This is a genomic window from Lacisediminimonas sp., from assembly GCF_030645335.1.
GTDB lineage: Bacteria > Pseudomonadota > Gammaproteobacteria > Burkholderiales > Burkholderiaceae_D > Lacisediminimonas.
The window spans coordinates 1-9506 of record NZ_JAUSNH010000225.1 but is presented as its reverse complement, the minus strand read 5'-3'; the positions used below and the strand labels follow the sequence as shown (position 1 = coordinate 9506).

8 protein-coding genes and 1 tRNA gene are annotated in these 9506 nt (G+C 60.3%); 3 read left to right on the top strand and 6 right to left on the bottom strand.

Features of this window, described 5'->3' with window-relative positions; all coding sequences use genetic code 11:
* On the top strand, positions 1-1142 hold a 1142-nt coding region (locus tag Q7T64_RS15395; protein ID WP_304797509.1), incomplete at its 5' end, for a DUF3362 domain-containing protein.
* A 42-nt stretch (positions 1143-1184) separates the two neighbouring features.
* Here the strand turns inward: Q7T64_RS15395 and Q7T64_RS15390 are convergent.
* Entirely contained in the window at positions 1185-2261 is a 1077-nt protein-coding gene (locus Q7T64_RS15390; protein ID WP_304797506.1) for a hypothetical protein, read from the bottom strand.
* Positions 2262-2618: 357 nt separating this feature from the next.
* On the opposite strand from Q7T64_RS15390, the gene Q7T64_RS15385 reads away from it, so the two are divergent.
* Entirely contained in the window at positions 2619-3026 is a 408-nt protein-coding gene (locus Q7T64_RS15385) for a hypothetical protein (protein WP_304797503.1), read from the top strand.
* A 38-nt stretch (positions 3027-3064) separates the two neighbouring features.
* Positions 3065-3556: a hypothetical protein gene (locus Q7T64_RS15380; RefSeq protein ID WP_304797501.1), complete on the top strand. Its 492-nt coding sequence runs from the start codon at positions 3065-3067 to the stop codon at positions 3554-3556.
* A gap of 108 nt (positions 3557-3664) precedes the next feature.
* On the opposite strand, the gene Q7T64_RS15375 is transcribed toward Q7T64_RS15380, so the two are convergent.
* From Q7T64_RS15375 to Q7T64_RS15355, 5 genes are all read right to left on the bottom strand, one after another.
* The gene (locus tag Q7T64_RS15375) at positions 3665-4750 is read right to left on the bottom strand and encodes a sensor histidine kinase (RefSeq protein ID WP_304797498.1); all 1086 of its coding nucleotides are present in this window, start codon (positions 4748-4750) and stop codon (positions 3665-3667) included.
* 307 nt (positions 4751-5057) lie between these two features.
* A tRNA-Val gene (locus Q7T64_RS15370) sits at positions 5058-5132 on the bottom strand.
* Positions 5133-5172: 40 nt separating this feature from the next.
* Positions 5173-5886, bottom strand: a complete 714-nt coding sequence (gene dnaQ, locus Q7T64_RS15365; RefSeq protein WP_304797496.1) for a DNA polymerase III subunit epsilon — start codon at positions 5884-5886, stop codon at positions 5173-5175.
* Between the two features lie 55 nt (positions 5887-5941).
* On the bottom strand, positions 5942-9058 hold the full coding sequence (locus Q7T64_RS15360) for an efflux RND transporter permease subunit (protein ID WP_304797494.1): 3117 nt from the start codon (positions 9056-9058) through the stop codon (positions 5942-5944).
* Between the two features lie 12 nt (positions 9059-9070).
* Positions 9071-9506: efflux RND transporter periplasmic adaptor subunit (locus tag Q7T64_RS15355; RefSeq protein ID WP_304797492.1), on the bottom strand; the 436-nt coding region annotated here is incomplete at its 5' end.

The window sequence follows — 9506 nt, the reverse complement described above, 5'->3', positions numbered from 1 at the left end:
CCCGCAGCCCGCACCCCCGCTACGCCGACGAAAACGGCAGTCATGACCACGCCACCAAGATTCCGGCCTGGGAAATGATCCGCTTCAGCGTCAACATCATGCGAGGCTGCTTTGGCGGCTGCACCTTCTGCTCGATCACGGAGCATGAGGGCCGCATCATCCAGAGCCGCTCGGAAAAGTCGATCCTGAACGAGATCGAACTGATTCGCGACAAAACCAAGGGGTTTACCGGCGTCATTTCAGACCTGGGAGGACCAACCGCCAACATGTACCGACTGGCGTGCAAGGACAAGGAAACCGAACAATCCTGCCGCAGGCTCTCGTGCGTATTCCCTTCCATCTGCTCGAACCTGAACACGGATCACGGCAAGCTGATCCAGTTGTACCGCAAGGCGCGCGCCCTGCCCGGCGTCAAGAAAATCCTGGTCAGCTCGGGCTTGCGCTACGACCTGGCGGTACGCTCACCGGAGTACGTGAAGGAATTGGTCACGCACCATGTCGGCGGCCTGCTGAAAATCGCCCCGGAGCATTCCGAAGAAGGGCCGCTGGCCAAGATGATGAAGCCGGGCATGGGAGCATATGAAGAATTCCGCCGCATGTTCGAAAAATTCTCGCGCGAAGCCGGCAAGGAGCAATACCTGATCCCGTACTTCATCGCCGCCCATCCGGGCACGACTGATCAAGACATGCTGAACCTGGCCCTATGGCTGAAGAAATACAATTTCCGGCTCGACCAGGTGCAGACTTTCCTGCCCACGCCAATGGCGCTGGCCACTGCGATGTACCACACGCGCCGCAATCCCCTCAAGCCGCTGGCCGGGGCTTCAGCAGAAGGCGTGGAAACGGTACGGGGCGAGCGTAACCGAAGGCTGCACAAGGCTTTCCTGCGCTACCACGATCCGAAGAACTGGGAAATCCTGCGCGAAGCGCTGGTCAAGATGGGACGCGGCGACCTGATCGGCAATAGCGACCGGCATCTGGTGCCGCGCACCGGCGGCGAGTTGGTCCGCAAACCGGCCGACGCGCGAGACGCCGGCACGCCTCGGGTGGATCAGATTGCGAAGAAGCACGGCATCATGAAACCGCGCGCTGGCGGCGCCATCCAGAACCGCGCAACGCGGCCTGGCAAGGCAAGCCGGTAACGGCGCCAGTGGCCGGCCGCAAGCGCTGAGGCTTCCAGAAATCTAACTGCCCCGACCTGCGCCCAGTGAGTCTGAAAATGCCAGGTAAAAATGTAAAAAGGTCTTTTCTGAGGGCTTGCCGTTTCCAATTGCTTCCGCCTGCCTGATGATTGCTTTCTTTTGCTGGTCGGTGGGGGCAATCACGCCGGATGGAGATTGAGCGACATATTTTATGGCGGCAAGACAAATTCCGACCAGGACGTCCGGCTGGATGCTTGAGCCTTTTGGCGCCTTGCGACCCGGATAGCCTGCATCTTTTTTGATGATATGAGCGACCAGGCCAGCGGCGATGGCACCGGCAGACGAGATCGCGTCGTCTTCCACACCCAAAGTCTTGATCAACGCTTCGATCTTCCCGATGTTGATGTCAACAGGTGCCGTATCGCCTGCCGTCAAGCCTTTGGCAACGCCTGCTGAAAAGGCGGCCTTGAACCTTGCAGACGCTTCGAAATCCTGGTTCGCTCCGGGTGAGTGTTTTTCAATCAGGCTTCCGGCATCGAGTTCGAAGATAAACTTGAAAGCGCTATTTCTGTCTTCTCCCTGGATTTTCTTGCCCTGGATTTCAAGCTGATTTACTGATTCCGCGCTACGGCAAATCGCTTCGATGAACTTTGGCTCTGCGAAGCAGGCTGCCCGCGCACTTTCGGGAACCATCGATACGACGCTATTGATGAATTCTTTTGCATGGGGCTTGCCTGGATTGCCGCTGTCTGGCAACGCCTTGATTTTTTCTTCAAGCGGATTAATGGTTTTTTCAGGGGCTTTAATTGAGCCAGTTTTAGGCGGGGTCTCGACTGCAAGTTCGCTTGTATCTTCGGCGGTGCTGCCGAGGTCGTCATAGGCAACAGCAGGCCGCACAAGTTTTTTCGGGACGATGCCCGCCGCTTTCGGGTCCGAATCTGATCGTCTTTTACCACCGATATGCAGACCGAATTTTCGCGCCCTGTTCAATTTCCCTGCGTCCAGGGATTTGGCTTTTGGCGCTGTCGCTCGCGCTGATTTTTTTTCTTCTTTCCCCTGAGTGCTCAGGTCAGACTTGGAAACCGTCCTGACATCCCGGACTTTTGTAAAAATACTCATGATTTCCCCATTAAATAATGAACAGGCAATTCATCGAACTTTCAGAAAAAGGTGATTGTTAGTAACAATTGCGGGATTCACGTTCCAGTACTGTCGATTATTCGAATTAATTGTCCACAGGTTTGTTATAAATCCAGGCAGGTCGCACCGGCCTGGCCAAGCTAAAAAATGAGATAAGCGACTGAGCCTTGCGCGCGTTCGGCAGCTTGAACCGGGGGCAGCGGCGTACGCCGCATTGCGCTCATGTCGCTTACTGTTTCCTCTGTATCAGTCAGTAACAATTGCACGCCTGTTTTAACAAAACGTCTACACTGATCCAATGTGGTTGTATGCCGTCTTGCGTCTGGAGTGTGAAACATGAAAAAAAGAAATCTTGTGCTGATCAGTTCGCTGTTGCTAGCGAGCCTGTCCACGGCACCTGCCACGTCGTTTGCCCGCCCGCATCACAAGCATGGACATGGTGGCGGTGGCGCACGCATCGGGCTGTATGTCGGCGTGCCGCTGGCGATTGGTGCAGCCTCTTTTTACTATGGACAGTACGCGCCGCGCTATTACGCGCCAGCGCCTGTTTACTACTATCCGCCGGTGGCGCCCATCATCGTCAACCCGGCGCCGGTCACCTATATTGAACAGGCGCCGCAAGTCGCCGCCAGCCCGCAATCCAACGGCTATTGGTACTACTGCGACGGCGCACAAGCCTACTATCCCTATGTAAAAGAATGCCCGGCCGGATGGCGGCCGGTACCCTCCACGCCGCCGAGATGAACATGCAAATTCCACCGTCAAAACGATTCCTTGTTGCCATGCCGCTACTGGCTTCGGCCTTGCTGCTGGCGGGCTGTTCCACGCCCATGCCCTCGGGCCCGAGCGTGATGGTGTTGCCAGGGGCTGGCAAGAACTTCGACCAGTTCCGGGTAGATGACATGGATTGCCGCGGTTTCGCGCAGGCCAACCTGGGCGGCACGACCACCGCTTCGGTAAGCGATGAGAGTGGCGTGCGCAGTGCCGCGCTAGGCACGGTGCTCGGCGCGGTCGCAGGCGCGGCGGCAAATGGCGGACGTGGCGCCGCTGTTGGCGCTGGCGCCGGCATGGCCATGGGTGGCCTGGCAGGCGTCGGCGCGGGGCAGGGTTCGGCCCGCGGCGTGCAGCATCGCTACGACATCAGCTACCAGCAATGCATGTATGCCAAGGGCCACAAGATTCCCGGATCGGTCGGCATGCTGAGTGCGCCACGTTATAGCGCACCGCCCCACTCATCAATGACGCCGCCACCGCCACCGCCGCCACTTCGCTGATCCCGCAGGAGATCGGGAAATCCGGGCCGGATGCGGCAGGACTCCCGATGCCGTACAAGTCCGACGGTAAGACTGGAATCCTGCCGGCGGGCACCGGCCCGCTGGCGTTCATCCCGCCATCGTTTCGCGCAAGGCGCGGGTGCCGGACCGCACGGGTACTGTCACGGTCAGTACCGTTCCCTCCCCGGGAACACTGTCGACGGTAAAACTTCCACCCAATGAACTGATTCGTTCACCGATTCCGAGCAGGCCGAACGAGTTCGGCTTGCGCCGGCACCCAGGGTAGATGCCGACGCCGTTATCGGCGATCGTCATCGATATGGAAGCGCCCTGCCGCCGCAGCATGATGGTCACCAGGTTGGCCTGCGCATGCCGGGCAACATTGGTCAGCGATTCCTGCAATACCCGGAACAAGGCCGTGGCGCGCTGGTCATCCAGTTCGCAGCGCGCATCGTCGCCCTCCACCAACAAGTCGCAGCTGATACCGGTGCGCCGCTCGAACTGGTCAACCTGCCATTCGAGGGCGGCATGCAGTCCGAGATCCAGCACGGCCGGACGCAGGTTGTTGATGATGGAACGCACGGATTTGATGGAATTGTCGATATGCCGTAGCACTTGCCTGGACTTCTGGTTGAGTAGCGGATGGGAGCATGCGGTACGTGCTTCGACCATCGATATGTCAATGCGCAGCGCCATCAGGTTTTGCCCCAGTTCGTCATGGATCTCGCGGGCAATGCGTTTGCGCTCGTCTTCCTTTACCTGCTCCTGGTAGGCGGAGAGCTGGCGCAGCAGCTCGCGCGACTTTTGTAGTTCCTGCTCCGCGCGCTTGCGCTCGATCACTTCATGTTCCAGCTGCGCTACCGCATCCTGCAACTGCTGCAGCGTACGCTGCGGTTCACTGCGCGCCGCGCCTACCAGTGGCCACAGGGCCAGCGCCGCCAGGACTGCTGCCAGGGCCAATCCAGCCTGGATCGTGTCAGATGGCAGGCCGGTGGCGGGCGCAGCCAGCAAGAACAGTCCGACCAGCAGCGCAAATAATGCACTCACCGCCAGCAAGCGCCGTTTGGCGGGTCCGATACGGTTGCTGGCGTATCCCAGCAATGCGATTGCGGCGGCGAAACAGGCGATGGCCAGGACCAGCCCCGGCCAGGCCTCGCTCCAACGAAACGGGACATCGGCAAGCACGTTGGTCATCGATCATTCTCCTTGGCAATCTCATTTTTCTTTTCCGGTAAGTTCCGCATCCGGGTTCCTGTCCCTGCCTGATACAAATCAGCGGATGGGGGAGCATGGTCCGGCTGTGTTCAGATTCGGGATTGTCAAAATGATTCAACTTGAAGTTGCGCAGATGTGCTGGATAATGTGCGCTGGACGTACCGCGCATGATGATGCTGGCGTGATGGTGCGGGCCTGATGTCCCGCAGCCGGCCCGACCGGAACAGCAGAACCGCGCAGGCAAAAAAAAACCTGACCGACTATGGACAGGTTTTTTTGCATTCGATGGTGGGAAGTGCTGGTTTCGAACCAGCGACCTATCGCGTGTGAGGCGATCGCTCTACCCCTGAGCTAACCTCCCGAACGCAGAAGCCGGATTATTGCACAGCGCGGCGCAGTTATCAACGTTCGGCCGAAGGCAGCCGCCAGACGCAAGCGCCGCGCACTTCCTTGTCCAGCGCATTGAGCACCATTTCGTGCGCGGCGCGTTCGCTGTCGCTGGCGCGCACCACCAGGATATCTCCCAGCGGCAGGACCGGCATCTGGGTAGCGGCGCCATCGCCCTGTTCGTCGCCGTGCAAGTCGATGGTCAGCGTATTCTGGCCGCGGGTCATGGCCAGGTACACTTCGGCCAGCAACTCGGCGTCCAGCAGCGCACCATGCAGCGTCCGATGGGCATTCGAGACACCGTAGCGGTCGCACAGCGCATCCAGCGAATTGCGTTTGCCCGGATAGAGCGTCTTGGCCTCGACCAAGGTGTCGATCACGCCGCACACGTGTTCCCTGAAGGTCGGAACCTGCAACCGCGCGAACTCGGCCTCCAGGAATCCGATATCGAAGGGGGCGTTGTGGATGATGACTTCGGCACCCTGCAAGTAGTCGCGCAGCTCGCTGGCAATCGCGGCGAACTTGGGCTTGTCGGACAGGAATTCAGTGGTCAGGCCATGCACTGCCAGCGCACCCTCTTCGGAGTCGCGTTCCGGGTTGACGTAATAGTGCAGGTTGTTGCCCGTCAGCCGGCGGTTGACCATCTCGACGCAGCCTATTTCAATGATGCGATCCCCCGAGCGAGGGTTCAGTCCGGTTGTTTCTGTATCCAGTACGATTTGTCGCATGCTTGCCTGATGGGCGATTCCTGATTCGTGGTTCTTGAAAGTTCGGCGCCGGCGCTCACAGCGCCTGATGCGGCACCGCGGGTACCGCGCCGGCAACGGTCGCTTGCCCGGGCGGCTCTTCCATATGCGCCAGCTTGCGACGCGCAAAAATGGTGTAGAAGGTCGGCACCACGAACAAGGTAAGCAAGGTGCCAAACGACATGCCGCCGACGATGACCCAGCCGATCTGCTGCCGTGATTCTGCACCGGCGCCATGCGCCAGCGCAAGGGGCAACGCACCCAGCACCATGGCGCCGGTGGTCATCAGGATCGGACGCAAGCGCAATACCGTCGCCTCGACCAAGGCATCGGCGGTTTCCATGCCGCGTTCACGCAACTGATTGGTGAATTCGACGATCAGGATGCCGTGCTTGGTAATCAGCCCCACTAGCGTAATGAGCCCGATCTGGCTGAATACGTTGAGCGTGCCGCCAGCCATTTGCAGCGCAGCCAGCGCCCCGGCCATCGACAAGGGTACCGTCAGCATGATGATGAAGGGATCGACGAAGCTCTCGAACTGCGCCGCCAGCACCAGGTAGATGAAGGCCAGCGCCAGCACGAATGTCAGCGCCAGGCTGCCGCTGGACTGCTTGTATTCGCGCGATGACCCCTGGAAGTCGATGGCGTCGCCAGGCTTCATGTGCTTGCGGGCCACGCCCTCCAGGAAGTCGAGCGCCTCGCCCTGCGCATAGCCGGGCGCCAGGTTGGCCGAGATCAGCACTGCGCGACGCTGGGCAAAGTGGTTCAGTTCGCGCGGGGCAACCGTCTCGCGCACCTTGAGCAGGCTCGATAGCGGGATCATCTGGTCCGGCGCACCGGTCCGGCTGGCGCCGCGCACGAATATATTGCTGATGTCGTCGGGCGATTCGCGCTGCGTGTTGCCGATCTGTACGATCACGTCGTACTGGTCGCCATCCTTCTTGAAACGGGTGACCTGGCGCCCGCCCAGCATGGTTTCAAGCGTGCGCCCGACCGTTTCAATAGAGACGCCGGCATCGGCTGCCTTGTCGCGATCGACCTGGACATTGACTTGCGGCTTGTTCAGGCGCAGGTCGGTGTCGATATTGACGAAGCCGGGGTTTTCGCGCGCTTCATCAACGATCTGCTGCGCCACTTTTTGCAGGTTGGGGTAGGTGTCGCTGGTCATTACCACCAGGCCGATCGGACGCTCGCGGATCGACTGGCCCAGCGATGGCGGCAAGTTGGGGAAGGCCAGCAGCCCTGGAATGGCCTGCATCTTGGGTTGGATTTCTTTCAGAATATCGACCATCTTGCGGTCGCGGTCGTCCCAGTCGACGGTGCGGATGATGGCAATGCCGCGCTCGACCGTCGGATTGCCGGCCACGATGAATACGCGGTCGATCTCCTTGACGCCGGCGACGATGCCTTCCACCTGGCGCGCATACTTTTCGGTGTAGGCCAGGGATGCGCCATCCGGCCCGGACAGCGAGGTGAAGATCGTGCCGCGATCCTCGATCGGCGACAGCTCCTTTTTCATGCCAGTCGCCAGCCACGCCAGCAGGGCGATGACCAGCAGGTACACCAGCACCACCGCCCAGCGCGCGCCCAGCGTGGCGCGGACCCCGCGCCGGTAGCCATTGGTCAGCGCAACCAGTCCGTTTTCAATCGTCCGGTACACCACACCATGCTTTTCCTGGTGCCGCAGCATGATCGAGCACATCATCGGCGACAAGGTCAGCGCGACAAAACCGGAAACAATCACAGCACCGGCTAACGTCAGCGCAAACTCGATCAGCAAGCGACCGGTGCGACCGGGGGTGAATGCCACCGGCGCATAGACTGCCGCCAATGTCAGCGTCATGGCGACCACGGCAAAGCCGATCTCCTTGGCGCCCTTGAAGGCAGCCGCGACCGGCTCCATGCCCTCTTCGATATGGCGGTAAATATTTTCCAGGACGACAATCGCGTCATCCACCACCAGGCCGATCGCCAGCACCAGCGACAGCAAGGTCAGGGTATTGATCGAGAATCCGGCCATCGACATCAGCGCAAACGAGCCGATCAGGGAGACCGGAATGGTCACCAGCGGAATGATGGCAGCGCGCATCGAGCGCAGGAACACGAAGATCACCAGTGCCACCAGGAAGATCGCCTCGGCGATGGTGGTGTAGACCGAGCGGATCGAGCGGTCGATGAATTCGGTGTAGTCGACCGAAATGTTGACTTGCACGCCTTGCGGCCTGAGCTCGTCGTTCAGGCGCGGCAGTTCGGCGCGGACGTATTTCGACAGTTCCAGCGGGTTCGAGGTTGCCTGCCGGATGATGCCCAGCGATACCGCATTGCGGCCATTGAAGCGCACCGCAGAGCGCTCTGCCGCCGGTGCCAGCTCAACTTTGGCGACGTCCTTGATCCGGACCGGGAAATTATTGACGGTGCGGACAATGATGTCCTCGAACTGCGAGACCTGGGTCAGGTCGGTCTGCGACACGACAGAAAATTCGCGCTGGCGCGATTCAATGCGACCGGCCGGCACTTCGATGTTCTGTTTGCGCAGCGCGTCTTCCACATCGGCCGTGGTCAGCCGGTAGGCTGCCAGCTTGTCGCGGCTGAGCCACAGGCGCATTGCATACCTGCGCTCGCCATTGACGCGCACATCGGCTGCGCCGGGCAGCAGTTGCAGTCGCGGCTTGACCACGCGATTGGCAATGTCGGTCAGGTCAAGCGCATTGCGGGTGTCGCTGGAGAATGACAGCCAGATGACGGGGTTGGCATCGGCTTCGACCTTGGCAATGACCGGCTCGTCGATCGTGTCGGGCAATTTTGCCCGCACCCGCGAGACCCGGTCACGCACATCGTTGGCGCCGGAATCGGGATCTTTTTCGAGCCGGAAACGCACCGTGATCTGGCTCTGCTCGTCGCGCGAGATCGACGTCAGCACGTCAATACCGTCAATGCCGGCGATTGAATCTTCCAGGATCTTGGTAATCTGCGTTTCGACAATATCCGAACTGGCGCCGGGATATTTGGTGTCTACCGTGACCACCGGTTCATCGATCTTCGGGTATTCGCGTACCGACAACTGCTTGTACGAAACCAGGCCCAGCAAGACGATGATGAGCGACATCACGGTCGCCAGGACCGGACGCCGTATGCAGATATCGGAAATGATCATGCGTGGACTCGCTTATTGACGTGCTGCCATGGCCGGACCATCGGCCTTGGCAGCGCCCTGCCCGGCTGGCTTGCCTGCGCCGCCACTGCCGACCTTGACCGCCATGCCGTCGCGCGAGAGCCGGATCTGCCCGGCTGTGACAACCACATCGCCTTTTTGCAGGCCCTCGATGATTTCCGCCTTGGCTTCGCGCCGCAGCCCGATCCTGACCTCGGTGCGGATCGCTTTGCCATCGACCACTTTCCAGACTGTCACCTTCTGGCCCATCGGCACAATTGCCTCCTCGGGCACGACCAGCGCCTCGTCCCGCTGCGCCAGGATCAGCCGCACGCGGGCAAACATGCCTGGCCTTAACCGGCCTTCCGGATTGGCGATGCGCCCGCGCAGCAAAGCCGAGCGGCCGGCGCTGTCGTATTGCGGATCGATGGCGTCGACGCGCGCCTTGTAG